The organism is Pseudonocardia sp. GCM10023141 (assembly GCF_042653605.1).
Window position 1 is genome coordinate 127,378 of record NZ_JBHSIR010000080.1, and the last position, 18,547, is coordinate 145,924.

Annotated in this window: 16 protein-coding genes; 4 read left to right on the plus strand and 12 right to left on the minus strand. The window is 72.7% G+C overall.

Translation table 11 applies throughout. The features are described from left to right. Window position 1: 1 nt before the first annotated feature. The 7 genes from ACFPFQ_RS44115 to ACFPFQ_RS44145 form a co-directional block, all read right to left on the minus strand. Window positions 2-1,321 carry an ABC transporter substrate-binding protein gene (locus tag ACFPFQ_RS44115; protein ID WP_379629251.1) on the minus strand — a complete coding sequence of 440 codons (1,320 nt, stop codon included), beginning with the start codon at window positions 1,319-1,321 and terminating at the stop codon, window positions 2-4. A 42-nt stretch (window positions 1,322-1,363) separates the two neighbouring features. Next, window positions 1,364-2,128, minus strand: a complete 765-nt coding sequence (locus ACFPFQ_RS44120; protein WP_379629298.1) for a GntR family transcriptional regulator — start codon at window positions 2,126-2,128, stop codon at window positions 1,364-1,366. A gap of 315 nt (window positions 2,129-2,443) precedes the next feature. Further along, window positions 2,444-3,181, minus strand: a complete 738-nt coding sequence (locus ACFPFQ_RS44125) for an SIMPL domain-containing protein (protein WP_379629252.1) — start codon at window positions 3,179-3,181, stop codon at window positions 2,444-2,446. 25 nt (window positions 3,182-3,206) lie between these two features. Continuing rightward, entirely contained in the window at window positions 3,207-4,649 is a 1,443-nt protein-coding gene (locus ACFPFQ_RS44130; protein WP_379629253.1) for a glutamate decarboxylase, read from the minus strand. 68 nt (window positions 4,650-4,717) lie between these two features. Next, the gene (locus ACFPFQ_RS44135; RefSeq protein ID WP_379629254.1) at window positions 4,718-5,437 is read right to left on the minus strand and encodes a helix-turn-helix transcriptional regulator; all 720 of its coding nucleotides are present in this window, start codon (window positions 5,435-5,437) and stop codon (window positions 4,718-4,720) included. Further along, complete coding sequence (locus ACFPFQ_RS44140) at window positions 5,434-5,964, minus strand: 3-keto-5-aminohexanoate cleavage protein (RefSeq protein ID WP_379629255.1); 531 nt, start codon at window positions 5,962-5,964, stop codon at window positions 5,434-5,436. The genes ACFPFQ_RS44135 and ACFPFQ_RS44140 overlap by 4 nt, the downstream gene beginning before the upstream one ends. A gap of 62 nt (window positions 5,965-6,026) precedes the next feature. After that, a complete protein-coding gene (locus tag ACFPFQ_RS44145) occupies window positions 6,027-7,505 on the minus strand; it encodes a PLP-dependent aminotransferase family protein (protein WP_379629256.1) in 1,479 nt (492 codons plus the stop codon). Window positions 7,506-7,511: 6 nt separating this feature from the next. Between ACFPFQ_RS44145 and ACFPFQ_RS44150 the strand changes: the two genes are divergently transcribed. Both ACFPFQ_RS44150 and rnhA read left to right on the plus strand, forming a co-directional pair. After that, window positions 7,512-8,069: a hypothetical protein gene (locus ACFPFQ_RS44150; RefSeq protein WP_379629257.1), complete on the plus strand. Its 558-nt coding sequence runs from the start codon at window positions 7,512-7,514 to the stop codon at window positions 8,067-8,069. Between the two features lie 42 nt (window positions 8,070-8,111). Then, window positions 8,112-8,594, plus strand: coding sequence for a ribonuclease HI (gene rnhA, locus ACFPFQ_RS44155; RefSeq protein ID WP_379629258.1), 483 nt, complete (start codon window positions 8,112-8,114; stop codon window positions 8,592-8,594). A gap of 414 nt (window positions 8,595-9,008) precedes the next feature. Here rnhA and ACFPFQ_RS44160 read toward each other — a convergent pair whose 3' ends face one another. The 3 genes from ACFPFQ_RS44160 to ACFPFQ_RS44170 all read right to left on the minus strand — a co-directional run bounded on the left by ACFPFQ_RS44160 (window position 9,009) and on the right by ACFPFQ_RS44170 (window position 14,209). Beyond that, entirely contained in the window at window positions 9,009-13,097 is a 4,089-nt protein-coding gene (locus tag ACFPFQ_RS44160) for a molybdopterin-dependent oxidoreductase (RefSeq protein ID WP_379629259.1), read from the minus strand. Window positions 13,098-13,234: 137 nt separating this feature from the next. Next, window positions 13,235-13,468 carry a hypothetical protein gene (locus ACFPFQ_RS44165; protein WP_379629260.1) on the minus strand — a complete coding sequence of 78 codons (234 nt, stop codon included), beginning with the start codon at window positions 13,466-13,468 and terminating at the stop codon, window positions 13,235-13,237. A gap of 66 nt (window positions 13,469-13,534) precedes the next feature. After that, complete coding sequence (locus tag ACFPFQ_RS44170; protein ID WP_379629261.1) at window positions 13,535-14,209, minus strand: MerR family DNA-binding transcriptional regulator; 675 nt, start codon at window positions 14,207-14,209, stop codon at window positions 13,535-13,537. Between the two features lie 155 nt (window positions 14,210-14,364). Here ACFPFQ_RS44170 and ACFPFQ_RS44175 point away from each other — a divergent pair, with 155 nt between their 5' ends. Beyond that, window positions 14,365-15,603: an erythromycin esterase family protein gene (locus ACFPFQ_RS44175; RefSeq protein ID WP_379629262.1), complete on the plus strand. Its 1,239-nt coding sequence runs from the start codon at window positions 14,365-14,367 to the stop codon at window positions 15,601-15,603. Window positions 15,604-15,679: 76 nt separating this feature from the next. On the opposite strand, the gene ACFPFQ_RS44180 is transcribed toward ACFPFQ_RS44175, so the two are convergent. Beyond that, window positions 15,680-16,939 carry a bifunctional 3,4-dihydroxy-2-butanone-4-phosphate synthase/GTP cyclohydrolase II gene (locus tag ACFPFQ_RS44180; RefSeq protein ID WP_379629263.1) on the minus strand — a complete coding sequence of 420 codons (1,260 nt, stop codon included), beginning with the start codon at window positions 16,937-16,939 and terminating at the stop codon, window positions 15,680-15,682. 168 nt (window positions 16,940-17,107) lie between these two features. Between ACFPFQ_RS44180 and ACFPFQ_RS44185 the strand changes: the two genes are divergently transcribed. Continuing rightward, complete coding sequence (locus tag ACFPFQ_RS44185; protein ID WP_379629264.1) at window positions 17,108-17,611, plus strand: flavin reductase family protein; 504 nt, start codon at window positions 17,108-17,110, stop codon at window positions 17,609-17,611. Between the two features lie 13 nt (window positions 17,612-17,624). On the opposite strand, the gene ACFPFQ_RS44190 is transcribed toward ACFPFQ_RS44185, so the two are convergent. Continuing rightward, a complete protein-coding gene (locus tag ACFPFQ_RS44190; protein ID WP_379629265.1) occupies window positions 17,625-18,536 on the minus strand; it encodes a hydroxymethylglutaryl-CoA lyase in 912 nt (303 codons plus the stop codon). Window positions 18,537-18,547 lie beyond the last annotated feature (11 nt).

The following is an 18,547-nucleotide window of genomic DNA, read 5'->3' on the forward strand; positions in this document are numbered from 1 at the left end:
CTCAGCTGATGCTCCGCTGGGCGGCGGCGTTGGCGTCACGCAGGACGTCGGCCACCGGCGCCCCGTCGAACACGGCCTTGTCGACGGCGGTGTGGATGATGTCCTGCACCTCGTTCCAGTGTGGACCGACCTGGTCGAACCGCCCGTTGCCGTACGCCTTCGCGATCACGTCGATGAACGGGATCTTCTGCGCGGCCGGGGTCGTGTCCCAGCCGACGACGGGCTGCACGAAGCTGACGTCGGTGAGCCACCGGTCGTGTTGGCTCGACAGGTAGGAGATGAACTTCCACGCCTCGGCCTGCTTCTTGCTGGCCGCGTTGACGGCCCAGAAGTAGCCGTAGATCCGGTTGATCGGCGGCGTCGCGGTGTCCACTGCGGGCAGCGGCACGAGCTGCAACTGGGAGTAGACCTCGGGGTTGTCCTGCTTGATCTGCTCCATCGCCCACGGGAACATGATCGCCATCGACTGCGTGCCGCTCGTGATGTCCTGGTAGGGCGAGGTGGCGTCGCGCGAGGACGTCTTCGGGTCGGCGATGCCGGACGTGCGGGCGAGGTCCACCCAGGTCTGCAGGGCCTTGATGTTGCCGGGGGAGTCGAGCTGGGTCGTCTTCCCGTCGGGCGTGATCATCGTGGCGCCGGTCTCGTTGGCCAGCGTCTGGAACCACTGCGCGTACCAGCCCGAGTGGAGGTAGAGGAAGTTGAACGCCTGCTTGTGGCCCGCCGCGTTGAGCTTCTTGCCGTCGTCGATCACCTCCTGCCAGGTGGCCGGCGGCTTCGCGGGGTCGAGCCCGGCGTCGGCGAAGTGCTTCTTGTTGATCGCGAACACGGTGCCGTTGAACTCGCTGGGCAGGCCGTAGAGCTTGCCGTCGGGACCCTTGGCGCCGTCGAGGGTGCCGGGCACGAAGCCGGCTTCGACCTCGGCGGCCGAACCCTTGCCCAGCGCCGCTGGATCGACCGGCACCAGCAGCTTCTTGGGGATGTACTCGCCGCGCAGCGCGCCGTCGTCCATGTTGATGATGTCGGGCCCGGCGCCGGTGGACAGTGCCGTCAGCATCTTCGTGGCGAACTCGGTGTTGGGGACCGTCTGGTACTCGATCTTGACGTTGGGGTGCTGGGCCTCGTACTCGCTGATGATCTTCTTGTTGAGCTCGACCATCGGCGGGTGGGTGTGTGTCCAGAACGTGAGCGTGACGGGTCCGTCGCCCGCCGCGGGTGCGGAGCCGGTGGCGCTCCCGCCGGAACCGCAGGCGGCCACCGCGGCGAGCGCCAGCGCGGCGGCCGCCGCCATGAACACGCGGTGATGCCGTAACCGACCGTGCATGAGTTCCTCCTGGGCGGTGGACCGGACTCGGGTCTCGACGTGCTAGTTCGCGCGGGGCCGGGATCGGACGTTGTCGCGTCCCGGGAGCAGCTCGACGGTGATGGCCATCTCGTCGCCGCGGTAGATCGATTCGCCGTACTCGACGATGCGGCCGCCGCGGTCGCGCACGATGGTGCGCACGCGGAAGCAGGGCTGCGTGACGGCGATGCCGAGCAGTTCGGCGGTGCGCTCGTCGGGCATCGCGGGCTCGACGTTGGCGACGCCGGACATGATGTCGATGCCGTAGCGCTCGGCGAGCAGTGCGTACCAGGATCCGACGAGATCGGCCTCGGCCAGCCCGGGCACCAGCACCGCCGGCACGTGGTTGGTCTCCACGGCCAGCGGCTCGCCGTCGCCGAGGCGCAGCCGCACGAACCGGATCACCGGGTCGCCGACGGGCAGGCGCAGCTGGCGCGAGACCGCGGTGGTGGCCTTGATCCGGCGCAGCGCCAACGTGCGGCTCGTGGCCTGCACGCCGCGGCGGGTCATCTCCTCGGTGAACGAGGAGATCGTCAGGTGCCGCGGCACGCGCGGGCGGCTGGTGAACGTGCCGCGCCGCTCCCGACGCTCCAGCAGCCCGTCGAGCACGAGGCGGTCGATCGCCTTGCGCAGCGTCATCCGCGCCACGCCCCAACGCTGCGCCAGCTCCCGCTCGGCCGGGATCTTCTCGCCGGTGCCGAGGGTGTGGATGAGGTCGAGCAGCCGTGCCCTGGCCTCGGCGGTGCGGTCGCCTGGGGTCACCGGGAACACCGTCTCCACCTCCTGCACCAGGATCAACAGTGCAGGCAAACTAACCGCGCGATCACACCTCGCGGTAGACCACAGGAGCGGTTGGGATGGACCAACACGTGACGACGTGGCAGAAACTCCCAGCTCAATGCTTCGACCCGGAACTCGGTGGTCTACCCGGGTAGGCGCATTTCGCGCTGGGTGGTGCTTGGTTCGCCGGTTGGACCCGCGGGTGGGTGGCCTTGCGGGCGGCGACCGTCGGGATCAAGCGCCTCATGGTTCTGTGAGGTGCTGTGGTGGCTGGCTGAGCAGCCACACGGTTCCATGAGGCGCTTGATCCAGCCCCAGCCGCGCTCAGCCGATGTCGTAGACCACGTCCACCAAGACCTGCAGCTCCTGGCTGCCCGGCAGCACCGGAGCGGGAGCGCCACTGGCGGCCTTCAGATCCGCCGAGGCTGCATACGGCATCGGCGTGCTCACCGGCACCTCGCTGATCGTGCGGACCTTCCCCAGCCCGACCCCCGCCGCATCGGCCATCTGCTTGGCCTGTGCCTGGGCCTGCTTGACGGCGTCGGTGCGGGCCTGGGCGCGCAGCGCGCTGTCGTCGGCGATCGAGAAGCTGAGCTGCTGCACGCGCACGGCGTCGCCCGCCGACTCGCCTGCGGCGTCGATGATGGCGCCCGCCCCGGTGATGTCGTGGAGCGTGGCCGTGACCAGGTTGGTGACCTGGTATCCGGTGATCCGGCCGCCGTCGGGGCCGTAGGTGGGGTTGACGTTGAGCTGGCTGGTGCGCAGGTCCTTCTCGGCGATGCCCTTGCCCTTGAGCATGTCGATCAGGCCGTTGGCCTTCGCCGTGTTCGCGTCGAGCGCGGCCTTGGCGCTGGGCCCCTGGGTCTGCACGCCGAGCTCGACGGTGACGGTGTCGGGTGTGCCCGTCACTCTTCCCACCCCGCGCGCGACGATGCCGGCGTTGTCGGAGCCGCCCGCCGCCGCCGCCGGTCGTACGGACGCCGCGGCCGGCGCGTCGGAGCACCCGGCCAGCGTCAGACCGCCGATCGCCAGTACCGCCATGGTGGACAGGACACGCCTCATCGGAACTCCTTCGTCGCCCTTTCCCCTAGGACGGACCGGCCGCGGATTCGGTTGGCCGGGTGTCGGACCGATGCCCGGCGCCGTGCGAGAACGCCGCAGCCTCCACACCCCGCTGCGGCTCGGGCTGGGCGTGCAGCCGAGGCAGCACCCGGCGCAGCGCGTCCAGGAGGAGGTCGGCGAGGTCGTGGGAGAAGCCGTTGCGCACGACGATGCGCAGTGCCGCGATGTCCTCGCGATGCGCGGGGAACGTGTACGCGGGCACCAGCCAGCCCTCTTCACGCAGCGCGGCGGAGACGTCGAACACCGAGAACGGGTGGTCGTCGGCAACGGTGAACGCGAACACCGGGAGCTCCGAGCCGTCGGTGAGCAGCCGGAACGGCCCGAGTGCCGCGATGGCGGTGGCCAGCGTGGTGGCGACGTCGCGGCAGCTCAGCTGCACCCGGCGGAAGCCCTCGCGGCCCAGGCGCAGGAAGTTGTAGTACTGCGCCACGACCTGCCCGCCCGGTCGGGAGAAGTTCAGCGCGAAGGTGGGCATCTGCCCGCCCAGGTAGTTGACCTTGAACACGAGGTCTTCCGGGAGCGCGGCCTCGTCCCGCCACACGACCCAGCCGACGCCGGGGTACACGAGCCCGAACTTGTGTCCGGAGGTGTTGATCGAGGCCACGCGGGGCAGCTGGAAGTCCCACGCGAGGTCCGGGTCGCAGAACGGCGCGATCATCGCGCCGGAGGCGCCGTCCACGTGCACCGGCACGTCGATCCCGGTGCGGGCCTGCAGGTCGTCGAGCGCCGCACAGATCTCCGCAACCGGCTCGTAGCTGCCGTCGAACGTGGAGCCCAGGATCGCGACCACGCCGATCGTGTTCTCGTCGCACATCGCGACGGCCTCCGCGGCGCCGAGGTGCAGCCGGTCGCCGTCCATCGGCACCAGCCGCGCCTCGACGTCGAAGAAGTTGGCGAACTTGTCCCAGCAGACCTGCACGTTGACGCCCATGACGATGTTCGGCCGGTCGGACGGCTTGCCCGCGGCGCGCCGCGCGTGCTGCCAGCGGCGCTTGAGCGCGAGCCCGCCGAGCATGCAGGCCTCGCTCGACCCCGTGGTGGAGCATCCGATCGTCGTGTGCGGTTCGGGTGCGTGCCACAGGTCGGCGAGCATCCGCACGCAGCGGTTCTCCAGGTCCGCCGTGCGCGGGTACTCGTCCTTGTCGATCATGTTCTTGTCGAACGACTCGGCGAGCAGCGTGCGCGCCTGCGGCTCTGCCCACGTGGTGACGAACGTGGCCAGGTTGAGCCGCGCGTTGCCGTCGAGCATCAGCTCGTCGTGCACGATCTGGTACGCGACGTCCGGGTCGAGCTCGTCGTCGGGGATCGTGAACCGCGGCACCCGCACGGGCTCGCGGCCGAACACGGGGTTGACCGACAGTTCCGGGCGGTGGCCACCGGTCTCGGACGGCGGGTGCGCGATGGGCATGGCTGCACCGTAGGCCCGCGCGGGTAGCTGCCGGGCTTCCCGCTCGGGTGAGCGGGAAGCCCGGCAGCTCAGGCGGTGCGGCCGGAGCGGCGCTGGAACGGCTCGATCCACGGCATCGCCCGCGGTGGGGCGTGCTCGCCGATGTCGTGGGCAGCGACGATGCGATCCAGCCGGAACAGGCGCATGCCGTCGCGCAGCCGGCACCAGCCGGCCACGTACCAGCCATGGCGCCCCGACACGAAGGCCGTGGGCTCGACCTCCCGCTCGCTGATCGTGTTGTCCTCATCGCGGTAGCGCAGGCGCAGCACGCGCCGCGTGATCAGCGCCTCCTCGACGGCAGTGGGCACGGGCACCGAGCTCGGGGGGCGGACGGCGGGGTCGGCAGTGCCGGCCCCGGCCCCGGACCGGGACTCCGCCAGATCGGCGAGCTCCGCCGCGGCCGCCGCATCGCGGGCCGGCATCGCGGCGAGGATCTTGCCCAGCGCGCTCTCGGCCGCGCGGTGCAGCGGCGTGTGGACGGCGCCGTGCAGCGCCACCGCCACCGCGACGGCCTCGGCCGGGCTGAAGTCGAGCGGCGGGAACGACATGGCCCCGCCGAGGCGGTACCCACCCGCGCGGCCCGGTGCCACGCGGATCGGCACGCCGGAGCGCTGCAGCGAGTGGAGATCGCGTTCGATGGTGCGGACACTGACCTCGTGGTGCTCGGCCAGCGACCGCGCGCTGCGCGTGCGCGGGGCGACGGAGCGGAGGTCCTCGACGATGGCATGCAGGCGATCGGTGCGGTTCACACCACGAAAGCTACGGGGCACCACCGACAGTTTCGGTGACAGATCCGCAGGTCACGATGCTGATCAGGGAAGAATTTCCGGAAACTTCGGCATCCTCGGGGCCGGTGAGCACATCCTCGAGACCCGACGCCGATGCCGCGCTCGGCGAGCAGCCCGGCCACGGCTGCGGCTCCGTTCTCGTGCCAGTTGACGCTCGCGAAGGCCGGGCCACCGTCGGCGGGAGCGGGCCACTCCGCGATCAACCGCAGCCGCGTGGGGACGTCGGGCTCGATCTGCTCCCGGGTGGACACGCCGATCGGGAGCCCGGGACACCGGGCGCGCACCGCCGCGACGGCTGCACCGACGTCGGTCCAGCGCATGCTCTCCACGCCGTCGGCCCCGCGAGGGTGCATGTGGACAGCAGTGGCGCCGGCGCCGCGAGTGGCCGCGGCGTCGGCCGCGAGCTGGGCCGGGGTGAGGGGAACCGCCGGGTGGTGCTGCGGGGTCCGATCGCCGTTGAGGCAGGCCTTCAGCGTGGGCGAGGGCATGGCGGCGACGCTATCGAGGCCCACCGTGCACCGCATGCCGTGATCGCCGTGCTTCCTGCGGGTCAGAGCAGCGCGCGCAGGGCGCCACCGAGAGCGGCCATGCCGGCCTCGATGTCGGACGGCGCGCTCGCGGCGTAGCCCAGCACGAGCCCGGGTGCGCCCGGTCGTTGCCGGTGCCAGGACAGCGGCTGCACCTTCACGTCCGCGGCGAGGGCGGCCATCGCGAGCTCGGCGTCGTCGACGGGCGTGGAGAACGTGATCATCAGGTGCAGCCCGGCCGCGGCGCCGTGCACGACGGCACCCGGCAGGTGGCGCCGCACGGCGGCGATCATGGCGTCGCGGCGGACGCGGTGGCGCCTGCGCACCATCCGCAGGTGGCGCTCCATCTCGCCGGACTCCATCAGCCGGGCCAGCGCGAGCTGGGGCAGCACGGCGTTGCCGAGGTCGGAGTTGCGCTTGGCGGCCACCACGTCGTCGTGCAGCATCGCAGGAGGGATGACCCAGCCCACCCGCAGCGCCGGGGCCAGCAGCTTGGAGACGCTCCCGGCGTAGCAGACGTGCTCGGCGAGCATCGAGTGCAGCGCCGGTACCGGTGAGCGGTCGTAGCGGTGCTCGGCGTCGTAGTCGTCCTCGATCACCAGCCCGCCATCGGCTGCCCAGCTCATCAGCTCGCGGCGGCGCTCGCCGTCGAGCACCACCCCGGTCGGGAACTGGTGGGCGGGGGTGAGCAGCACCGCCGGGGCGCCGCTGCGGCGCAGCGCATCGACCCGCAGGCCGTCGCCGTCGACGGGTACGGGCGGTGTAGTGAGCCCCCAGACCTGCAGTTGCTGCCGGGCCCCGAGCGAGCCGGGGTCCTCCACCGCCACCGTGGTGATCCCGCGCGTCGTCAGCACCTGCGCCAGCAGGGCCAGTGCCTGAGCAACGCCGGCCACGACGACCACCTCGCGCGGCTGCACCCGGATGCCACGGTTGCGGGCGAGCCAGTGGGAGACCGCGACCTGCAGCGCAGGCGCCCCCCGCGGGTCGCCGTAGCCGAGGTCGGTGGCCGACAGCGAGCTCAGCACCGTCCGCTCGGCACGCAGCCAGGCCGCACGCGGGAACGCGGCCAGGTCGGGCAGCCCGGGGGAGAGGTCGAACCGGGCCGACGTCGCGCGCAGCGCCTCGAAGACCTCGGTGTCGGGTTCACCGGCGAAGACGGCGCTGATGCCCGTCGGGCGCGGTGGGCGCTCCGGTGCGGGCACGGTCAGCGGGGCGGCCACCACGACCGTGCCGGCCCGCCCGCGGCCCGCGACGTGGCCGTCCTCGATCAACCGCTGGTAGGTCTCCGTGACGACGCCCCGCGAGACCCGCAGCTCCGCGGCGAGCACGCGCGTGGCCGGCAACCTGGCGCCGATCGGCAACCGCCCGTCGGAGATCGCGAGCCGGAGCCGGTCGGCCAGCCAGTCCGAGAGCCCACCCGGTGGGGCGTCGCCGATGCGGAGCTGCAGGAAGTCCGACCCAGTTGTGGTCCGGTCGTCGCGGCCCTGGGGCGCGGAGTCCATGGGGCCATGGTGGCACTCGCGCCCGCGCTCGACGACCGCGCCGACGTGGTGGCCACGGCGCCGATGGCGGGACGTCGGCGCGGTGGCGAACTGGTTGGCGCGGTGGGCCGGGCACGCCTGGTCCGCAGCGCCCGATTGCGGCAGGCTGCGGCCATGGAGCAGACCCTTGATCCGCAGTTGGCGGGCGGCAGCAGCATCGCCGTGGCCGGGAGCCTGGCGGCCGACGGCAGCATCGCGGTGGCCGGCAGCATCGCGACCGGCGGCAGCATCGCCGTCGCGGGCAGCGTGGCCACGGCGGGCAGCATCGCGGTGGCCGGCAGCGTGGCCACCGCGGGCAGCGCCGGGGTGGCCGGCAGCGTCGCCACAGCGGGGAGCCTCGGCATCGTGATGAGCCTCCTGACGATCTTCTCGGTCGCCTTGCGGGCCTGCATCGCGTGTGTGGGCTGCGTGGCGTGCCGAAAGTGCGTGGCCTGCGTCGGCTGCGTGGACTGCGTGGGGTGCGTCGGCTGTGTGGGGTGCGTCGGCCTGCGTGGTGTGGTGGGCGCGGTCGGGGTGCGCGCCTGACGGCGACCCGGAGCCTGCCGGCAGCGCCGATAGGGTGCCGGGGTGACGGAGCCGGGTGTGCAGCAGGTCGTGGAGATCTACACCGACGGTGCCTGCAGCCCCAATCCCGGCCCCGGCGGATGGGGCGCCGTGCTGCGCTACGGCACCGTCGAGAAGGAGATCTGCGGCGGCGACGCGGGGGAGACCACCAACAATCGCATGGAGCTCACCGCGCCGATCCGGGCACTGGAGAGCCTCACCCGACCGGTTGCGGTGCGGATGTACACCGACAGCACCTACGTCCGCAACGGCATCACGAGCTGGGTGCCGAAGTGGAAGGTCAACGGCTGGCTGACGGCGGCGAAGCAGCCGGTCAAGAACGCCGACCTGTGGCGTGAGCTCGAGTCAGCCGCCGCTCGCCACCAGGTGGAGTGGCACTGGGTGAAGGGTCACGCCGGGCACCCGGAGAACGAGCGCGCCGACCGGCTCGCGGTGCGTGGCATGGAGGAGGCCGTGGGGCGGCCGATGAGCCAGCCCGGCCGTTGACGACGCCTCCGCTACGGGATCACCGACCCAGGCTCGGCCGGGGTGGTGGCGGTGGCGGAGCGGGCCGTCCGTTGCCTGTGCACATGGTGGGTCCTCTGCGGGGTGCTGGTGGCGTCCGTTGTGGACCTGAGTGACGACCCCGATCATATGGGCGGCCGACCCGCAGCGACTCACTCACGATGGGGTGGTAGCTGCCGGTATTTCTGCTACGCAACGTGATGTCGACTCCGGACGTCACGCATCGTCGCCATTTCCGCAGGCACCTCCCCCGTCCGGCCGCTTGCCTGTTCGGAGGCGTCCCAATCTGCGACAGCCGGTCCGGCCGGGCGCTCCTAGCGTCAGGACGGGCGCGCCTCGCACCGTGTGCCCCCACGGTGCGAGGCGGGCTCTCATCGAGCAGGTGATCGACGCGCGTCAGTAGACGTCGCGGGCGTAGCGCTTCTCGGTGGCCAGCTGCTCGACGTAGGCGGCGGCCCCGGCCTCGGTGAGGCCGCCCCGAGCGACGGCGATGTCGCGCAGCGCGCGGTCGACGTCCTTGGCCATGCGGGTGGCGTCGCCGCAGACGTAGAGGTGCGCACCGGCCTGCAACCACGACCACAGCCGGGCCCCGTGCTCGCGCATCCGATCCTGGACGTAGACCTTGGAGCGCTGGTCGCGGGAGAACGCCGTGTCGAGGCGCGTCAACGTGCCGTCGTCACGGAACGCTGCGAGCTCGTCGCGGTAGTAGAAGTCGGTGGCCGCGCGCTGCTCTCCGAAGAAGAGCCAGTTGGAGGCGACGTGCCCGCGGGCGCGGCGCTCGTCGAGGAACCCGAGGAACGGCGCGACCCCGGTGCCGGGGCCCACCATCACCATCGGCGTGGTCGGATCCGGCGGTGGCCGGAAGTGCGGGGTGCGGTGCACGGCCACCTGCATCGCGCTGTCGGGGGCGGCGTCGGCCAGGTACGTCGAGGCCACGCCCTTGCGCCGCCTGCCGTGCTGGTTGTCGTAGCGCACCACCGACACCGTCACCTGCAGCAGGCGCGGATCCGTCAGCGGGCTCGACGAGATCGAGTACCGCCGCGCAGCGAGCGGTTTGAGGGCGTCGACCCAGTCCTGCGCAGCAGCCCGCACCGGGTGTTCGGCGAGCAGGTCGACGAGCTGCCGGCCCCAGGCCCACTTGGCGAACTCGATCTTGTTGTCCGGCCGCAGCAACGTCCGGAGCGTGCCGTCACCGCTGCGCTCGGCGACCAGCGCCATCAGGTCCGGGGTGATCCGGGTGATGTCGAGGTGGTGGCGCAGCGCGTCCTGCAGTGACATGGCGCCGGTGCCGGCGAGCTCGACCGTGGCAGCCGGGTCCAGGTGGGCGACGGCCAGCCACTCCGCGACCAGTTCGGCGCAGTTCTCCGGCCGCACCGCGAGCGCGTCGCCCACCTCGTAGGTCAGCGGCACGTCGCTGTCGCGGGTGTCGAAGGTGAACTGCCGCACCTCTTTCGCCGATCCGGGCCCGCTGAGCTGCCGGTTCCCCACGAGGCGGGCGGTGCCCGGCGTGGATCGGGTCGACCCGCCGGACGGCTCGGCGCCGGTGGGCCTGCCCAGCAGCGGCAGCACCTGGTCCAGCCACTGCTGCGCCGTCTCGTGGTAGTCGGGTTCGCACTCGACCCGCGGGACGAGCCGGGCGGCGCCGAGCTCCGCGAGCCGCCCGTCGAGGCGCCTGCCGTGCCCGCAGAAGTCGGCGTAGCTGGAGTCGCCCAGCGCCAACACGGCGAACCGGACGTCGTGCGGCAGCGCGCTGTCGGGTCCCGACAGCGCGGCCCAGAACCCGGCGCCGTTGTCCGGGGCGTCGCCGTCGCCGAACGTGCTGGTGACGACGAGCAGGTCGGACCCGGCAGGCACGGTGTCCGGCCGGGCGGCGTCCATGCTCAGCAGCCGAGCGGCGCGGCCGTGCTCGGTCAGCCGCCGGACCGCCGCCGTCGCCGCCGCCTCGGCGTTGCCCGTCTGCGACGCCCACAGCACGAGGACCTCGCGGCCGGCGGTGGGCGCCGGGTCGGGTGCCGCAGCGGGCGCGGTGGCCGGCGCCGCGCGGGAGAACATCCCGGCCAGCACGCCGTCGACCCACAGCGCGTGCTCGCGGGTCAGCGGGGCCCCCGGCGGGAGGACCGGGACGCCCGGGCCGCCGGACCCGAGCCCCGTGAGGAAGCCGGACAGGTAGCGGCGTTCGTCGTCGGCGAGTGCTGGCGGTGCGATCGCGTCGGTCCCGAACAGCGCGGCGAGCGCTGCGGGGGTGCATCCGGTGACCGGTGCCGGGACGGGCAGCGCGATGGGCGCCTCGTGCGGCACGACCCGGGCGGCCGCGTCCGCGACCCGGACCAGCGACACCGCACAGACCTTGAACTCGGGCTGGAACGACAGCGGGTCGACCGCGTCGTTGGTGACGGCGTTGACGCTGAGGTACTCGCCGAAGACGTCGTTCCAGTGGAAGGGTGCGAAGCACTCGCCGGGCCGCACCCGGTCGGTGACGACGGCGGGCAGCACCGCCCGGCCCCGGCGGGACGCGACCTCCACCGCGTCGCCCTCGGCAACGGCCAGCGCCGCTGCGTCGTCGGGGTGGATCTCCACGAACGGGCCGGGGTTGAGCCGGTTGAGCTTGGCGACCTTGCCGGTCTTGGTCATCGTGTGCCACTGGTGCGGCAGGCGGCCGGTGTTGAGGACGAACGGGAAGTCGTCGTCGGGGCGCTCGGCGGCGGGCAGGTGCGGGCGGGCGAAGAACGCGGCGTGGCCGGTCGGGGTGGGGAACGACAGCCGCGGCACGCTGCCGTCGGACCGCCGCACGAGCGGCTGGCTGATGCCGTCGTTGCGGTAGCGGATCGGGTTGCGCTCGCCGCCGCCGGGCGCGGCGGGCCACTGGACGGGCGTCGCGCGCAGCCGCTCGTAGGTGACCCCGCGCAGGTCGTAGCCGGTGGCGGGGTTCCAGGCCCGGGTGATCTCGGTGAAGATCTCCTCGGCGCTGTCGTAGGCGAAGCCGTCGGCGTGGCCCAGCTCCGCCGCCATGGCGGCGATGATCTTCCAGTCCGGCCAGGCGTCGCCGGGCGGATCCACCGCGCGCGGCGCCAGCGTCAGCGTTCGCTCGGAATTGATCATCACGCCGTCCGACTCGGCCCACATCGCGGCGGGCAGCACGACGTCGGCGTAGGCGTTGGTCTCGGTCTCGGCGAAGGCGTCCTGGGTGATGACGAGCTCGGCGGCCTCCAGGCCCTCGATGACGGTGCGGCGGTTGGCCACCGATGCGACGGGGTTCGTGCAGATCACCCAGCACGCCTTGATCTCGCCGGCGGCCATGCGCTGGAACATCTCAATCGTGCCCTTGCCGGCACCGTCGGGTCGCAGCGTGCCGGGCGCGACGCCCCACAGGTCCTCGACGAACGCGCGGTCGGCCTCGACGAGCACGGAGCGCTGCCCGGGCAGGCCGGGGCCCATGTAACCCATCTCGCGCCCGCCCATGGCGTTGGGCTGGCCGGTCAGGGACAGCGGGCCGCTGCCCGGACGGCAGATCGCCCCGGTGGCGAGGTGCAGGTTGATCAGCGCGTTGGTGTTCCAGGTGCCGTGGGTGCTCTGGTTGAGACCCATCGTCCAGCAGCTCGTCCAGTTGCCGGCCTCACCGATCCACTGCGCGGCCAGCCGGATGTCGGCCTCGGCGATGCCGGTGAGCTCGGCGACCGCCGCCGGGGAGTAGTCGGCGAGGAACTCCGGCAGCGCCTCCCAGCCGGTCGTGAACTCCGCGATGAACGCCGGATCGGTGTGGCCACCTGCCACCAGCAGGTGCAGCAGGCCGTTGAGCAGCGCGAGATCGGTGCCCGGGCGGATCTGCAGGAACAGGTCGGCCTTCGCGGCGGTGGCGGTGCGCCGGGGATCGACGACGATCAGCTTCGCGCCGGCCTTGACCCGGTCCATCATGCGCAGGAACAGGATCGGGTGGCAGTCGGCCATGTTGGCGCCGGTCACGAGGAACGTGTCGGCGTGGTCGAGGTCATCGTAGGAGCCCGGCGGACCGTCGGCGCCGAGCGAGAGCTTGTACCCGGTGCTCGCGCTGGCCATGCACAGGCGCGAGTTGGACTCGATCTGGTTGGTGCCGACGAAACCCTTGGCGAGCTTGTTGGCCAGGTACTGCGCCTCGAGGCTGAGCTGGCCGGACACGTAGAAGGCCACGGCGTCCGGACCGTGCTCGTCGATGATCGCGCGGAGCCGGCCGGCCGCGTCGGCGATGGCGGCAGCGGTGCCGACGGCGGCGGGCTCGTCGTCGCGGTGCGCCCGGACGAGCGCGGTGCCGAGACGTCCGGGGGACGCGAGCATGTCGGCGCTGGTGGCGCCCTTGGTGCACAGCCTGCCGCGGTTCGCGGGGTGGGCCTTGTCGCCTCCGGATCGCTCCGCGACGCGCCTGCCGTCCGGGCCCGTGGTGATGTCGAGGACCAGCCCGCAGCCCACACCGCAGTAGGAACACACGCTGCGCACCTGGTCGTGCACGATCACCGACGGCCTTCCTGTTCGGGCGACTCCTTCCGGCCCGACGCTACGAAGCGCTCGTTACCGCGGCATCACGCCGGTCTCGCGTCGCTGGTTACGGCGGTCGCACACGGGGGGCCGCCGAATCGTGAGGTTGCCGCGGGTTACGTGGGGTCGAGCCCGAGCAGCGAGAGCAGCGCCTGCCAGATCTCGCTGCCGAACGCCTTGTCGGCCTCGACGTTCCCACCCCGCGCCATCGCCGCGCCGCCGGTCGCGGGCTGCCCCCGATCGGCCTCGATCCGCCCGCTCGAGCCCGAGAGCACGAGGACCGCACACTGCGGCTCCCCGTCGTCGGGGAGCACGAGCAGCCCGTCCGGGTCCGTCAGCGCGTACTCCACGGGCGCATGCTGCCAGCCGGATGAGCCGCCTGCATGCCCTGGCTGCATGCCCTTTCGGCGGGGAGTTCACCCCGCGTCGAGGTACCGGTCCAGCGCCGCGGCTGCGGTCAGCGTGGCACGGGAGCGCGCGTTCAGCGCCCGGCGGCGATCGGCCAGCGCGCGTGTGACCTGGGCCGGATCCCGGGTGCCGCGCAGCTCGTCGAGCAGCGTGCGGATGTCGGCGATCCGGTGTCCCGCCCGCCGGAGCTGGCCGATCAGATGGGCGTCGCGGGCATCACCGGCGACGTAGACCCGGTGGCCCTGGCGGTCGCGGCCGGGATGCAGCAGGCCGTCGGCCTCCCAGCGGCGCAGCGTCGCGGGTTGTAGGCCCAGTTGGTGCGCCAGCGGGCCGATCGAGATCGGGCCGCGATCCCACTCCCGGAACGTGATGTCCCGCAGCGAGATCTCGACCGCATCGACGATCGCGCGCGCGGTGACGAGCCCGGCGTGGCCTCGATCGATCAGGTCGAGCGCGTCGTCGAGCCGGTCCGTGTTGACCGCAACCATGATCGCGCAGGCGGTCGGGTGCCCGTGCGCGGCGACCAGTGCCACGAAGGCGCCCAGCGCGAGCTCGTGGCGCCGGGTGTACTGCCGGTACCCTGAGGGGGTACGGGCAGCCGGCGGCAGCAGCCCCGCATCCTCGTAGTTGCGCACCGCCTGGGTCGAGAGGCCGTGTGCTCGCGCGAGGTCGATCGGCCGCATCGGGCTCCTTACCCATCGATTGAGGGTTGTCGACGGGGAACCTGCAGAGTTGAGCGCCAAGTTTCCACCGAGTGTTCAACGATACGGTTGAGCTGGTCAACGCGCCCACCCGCAGTCCGGAGGGATCACACATGACCGGCGGTATCCCCGCACCCGTGTTCAGCACCGATAGCACCGACGGCGATGCCACGCAGCTCATCGGCCGCGCCGTCGCAGCAGAGATCACCGGGCTGTCGCACCGGCCCCGCCTGCTCGGACTCGGCGAGCCCCTGCACGGCGCGGAAGGGTTCCCCCGCATCCGCGACGCCGTCTTCGCTGCGCTCGTCGAGGAGGCAGGCTTCACCTCGATCGCGCTGGAGACCAGCGCCTGGCACGCCCGCATCGTCGACGCCTACGTCGCGGGCGGCGACGGGGTGGAGGACGACGTCATGGCGGCCGGGTTCACCCACGGCTTCGGGGAGTCACCCGCCAACCGCGCGCTGGTCCGCTGGATGCGCGAGCAGAACCGGCAGCGCCCCCGTGATGCCCGGCTGCGCTTCGCGGGCTTCGACGCGCCCACCGAGATGACCGCGGCACCGAGCCCGCGCGCGGCGATGCAGGTGCTGCACGCCTTCCTGCACGGGTCTGCTGGCGGCGCGTCCGACCTCCCGTCCTGGGAGACGATCGACGGGTTGCTCGGTCCGGACGGGCCGTGGGAGGAGCCGGCCGCCGCGATGGAACCCGCTCGCTCGATCGGCAGCGACCCGCGGGTGCACGAGCTGCGGGCGATCCTCGACGACCTGCGGTGGGCGCTGGCCTGCGAGATCCCCGCGTTGCGGCGCGACGCGGGCGCCGACGCGCTGGCGGACGCCCTGCTCGCCGCGCGCACCGCGGCGTGCCTGCTCGCCTACCACGAGGTGATGAGCCGCGACACCGACAGTCGCTGGCACCGCCTCGCCGCCGTCCGGGATCTGGCGATGGCCGAGAACCTGCAGGCGATCGCCGAACGCGGTCCGACGCTCGCGTTCGCCCACAACGAGCACCTGCGCACCGGGACCACCACGGTGTCGTTCGGTCCGATGACCCTGCGCTGGCACCCCGCCGGAGCGCATCTCGCCGACCGGCTCGGCAGCGACTACCGCGTCATCGCGACCGCGTTCGGCGATGCCGCCCGGCACGACATCCCGGTGCCGGCACCGGACACCGTCGAGGGGGTCCTGCACCGCGGGCTGCCGCCCGGTGCGCACCTGCTGCCCGCGGCGGCGCTGCACGACCTCCAGCGGTCACTGACGCCGCGCAGCAGCCCGAACTTCCGCTACCTCCCGCTCGACGCCACCATCCTCGGTGAGGTCGACCAGGTGCTGTTCCTGCGTACCATCGCGGCCGACCGCCCAGCCACCGCGCCAACGTCGTAGCCACCGCGCCGACCGCGTAGCCACCGCGCCGACGGCGAGACGTTGGCGCGGTGGCCAATGGGTTGGCGCGGTGGCGTCACACCGCGCGACCCCCGGCCGCGCGGTCGTGGCCCATCCGCTCCTGCTTCGTGCGCAGGTAGCGCACGTTGTGGGGGTTCTCGACCGGCGGCATGGAGACCCGTTCGACGATCTCGAGCCCGTGCCCGTCGAGCCCGCCGTACTTGGCCGGGTTGTTGGTGATCAGCCGCAGTCGCCGGACCCCGAGGTTGGTGAGGATCTGCGCGCCGGTGCCGTAGCTGCGGGAGTCGATCGGGAGCCCCTGGACGACGTTGGCATCGACGGTGTCGAGTCCCTGCTCCTGCAGCGAGTAGGCGCGGATCTTGTGGGCCAGCCCGATGCCGCGTCCCTCGTGGCCCCGCAGGTAGACGACCGCGCCGCAGCCCTCGTCCGAGATCGCGCGCAGCGCCTGTTCGAGCTGGGCGCCGCAGTCGCAGCGCAGCGAGCCGAGGATGTCGCCGGTCAGGCACTCGCTGTGGACGCGCACGAGCGCGCCGCGGGCCGAGTTGCCGGCGGCCGCGACGTCGCCGAGCACGATCGCGAGGTGCTCGGTGCCGTCGAGCGTGGAGCGGTAGGCGACGGCGCGGAAGTCGCCGAAGACGGTCGGCATCGCCGCCGTGGCAACGTGTTCGACGAGGTTCTCGGTCGCACGGCGGTAGCGGACGAGGTCGGCGATGGCGAGCACGGGCAGGTCGTGCTCGTGGGCGAACGCGCGCAGCTGCGCCCCGCGCGCCATCGAGCCGTCGGGCGCCACGATCTCCCCGATGACGGCCACCGGCTCCACGCCGGCCAGCGTCATCAGGTCGATGGCCGCCTCGGTGTGGCCGGCGCGGACGAGCACGCCGCCGTCCTTGGCGCGCAACGGGAACACGTGGCCGGGGCGGCGGAGGTCGTCGGGTCCGGTCGCCGGCTCGGCGAGGGCGCGCAACGTGCGTGCGCGATCGGCGGCGGCGACCCCGGTGCCGCTGTCGCGGTGGTCGACCGTGACGGTGAAGGCGGTTCCGTGCGCGTCGGTGTTGTCGGCCACCATCTGCGGCAGCCGCAGTGCATCGGCCCGCTCGCCGGTCATCGGCGCGCACAGGATCCCGGTCGTGTGCCGCACGACGAATGCCACCTGCTCGGCGGTCACCGCGGCGGCTGCCATGATCAGGTCGCCCTCGTCCTCGCGGTCGGCGTCGTCCACCACCACGACCATCCGACCCGCTGCGACGGCGGCAACCGCTCGCTGCACGGCGGCGATCGCGGGGAGCGGTGTGGCGTCGTCGGGAGAGCGCGTCATCGGGACTCCTTGTCGGGGCGAGGATTCGGACGCTACGAGCCGTGCCGCCGCCGATCTATCCGCGCAGCGCACGGCTCCATCCGTTACGCGCTCCCCGGATCGACGATGGACACAGGCCTGCGTTCTGCGGCTATCGCGTTGCTGCGGCGCGACCTAGCGTCGGGCGCCATGGATCAGAGGTCGCTCGTCCCCGCAGCCGTCGAGCCCGCCCGGATGCGGGAGGTGCTGGGCCACTTCGCCTCCGGCATCGTGGTGATCACCGCGGTCGGCGACGACGGCCCGTGCGGCTTCACGTGCCAGTCCTTCGCGTCGCTGTCACTCGACCCGCCGCTGATCAGCTTCGCACCGGCCAGGACGTCCTCGACCTGGCCGCGGATCCGCGACGTCGGGCGGTTCTGCGTCAACGTGCTCGCCGAGCACCACGCCGAGCTCAGCACGGCCTTCGCGCGCAGCGGCACCGACAAGTTCGCCGGCGTCGGATGGCAGCCGTCGACGTCCGGCATGCCGATGCTCACCGGCGCCTGCGCGTGGATCGACTGCGTGCTCGCCCACGAGTACGACGGCGGCGACCACACGATCGTCGTCGGCCGCGTGCACGACCTGCGTGCCGACGCGAATCGACTCCCGTTGCTGTTCCACCGCGGCGGGTACGGCATCGCGCCGTCGGCATGAGCCGCCCGGCTCGTCAGGCGTCCAGCCGGGGACGTGGTCGCGACGGTCCGCCCGCGCGGTAGAGGCTGCTGGGCAGCGGGTGCCCGACGGCGCGCTCGACCACCGCGGCGGCCGCCAGCACCGCGTCGAGGTCGAGCCCGGTCGGCCGGTCGGATTCCGCGAGCAGGTACGCGACCTCCTCGGTGGCGATGTTGCCGCTGGCACCCGGCGCGAACGGGCAACCGCCGAGGCCACCGACCGAGGCGTCGATCTGCGTGACGCCGATCTGGACGGCAGCCAGCACGCACGCGATGCCCGCGCCGCGGGTGTTGTGGAAGTGCACCCCGACATCGATGCCGGGGCAGGCGGCCCGCACCGCCGTCACGAGCTCGACGACGCGGGCGGGCACGGTGGTGCCGATGGTGTCGCCGAGGCAGAGCTGGTCGGCGCCGAGCTCGACGGCGCGCCGCGCGACCTCGACGGTGCGGGCGACGGGGGTGCGGCCGTCGAAGGGGCAGTCCCAGGCCACGGCGATGATCGCCTCACACCGACCGCCGGCGTCGTGGGCCAGCCTCGCGATGTCGGTGACCGCGGCGACCGCCTCGTCGGTGGTGCGCCGCGCGTTGGCGAGGCTGTGGCCGTCGGAGGCGGAGATGACGTACTCCAGGTGGGGGAGCCCGGCGGCCACGGCGCGCCGCGCACCGCCGTAGCCCGCGACGAGCGCGGAGAACGCCAGCTCGGGCCAGCGTCCCAACTCGGCGACGACCAGCTCGGCGTCGGCGAGCGCGGGCACGGCCGTCGGCGAGACGAACGAGGTGACCTCGACGCGGCGCACGCCCGTCCGGGCGATCGCGTCGAGGATCTCGAGCTTCGTCGCGAGCGGGACGGGATCCTCCAGCTGCAGGCCGTCACGCAGGCCGACCTCGCGCACATCGATGGGGGACATGGGCTTCTCCT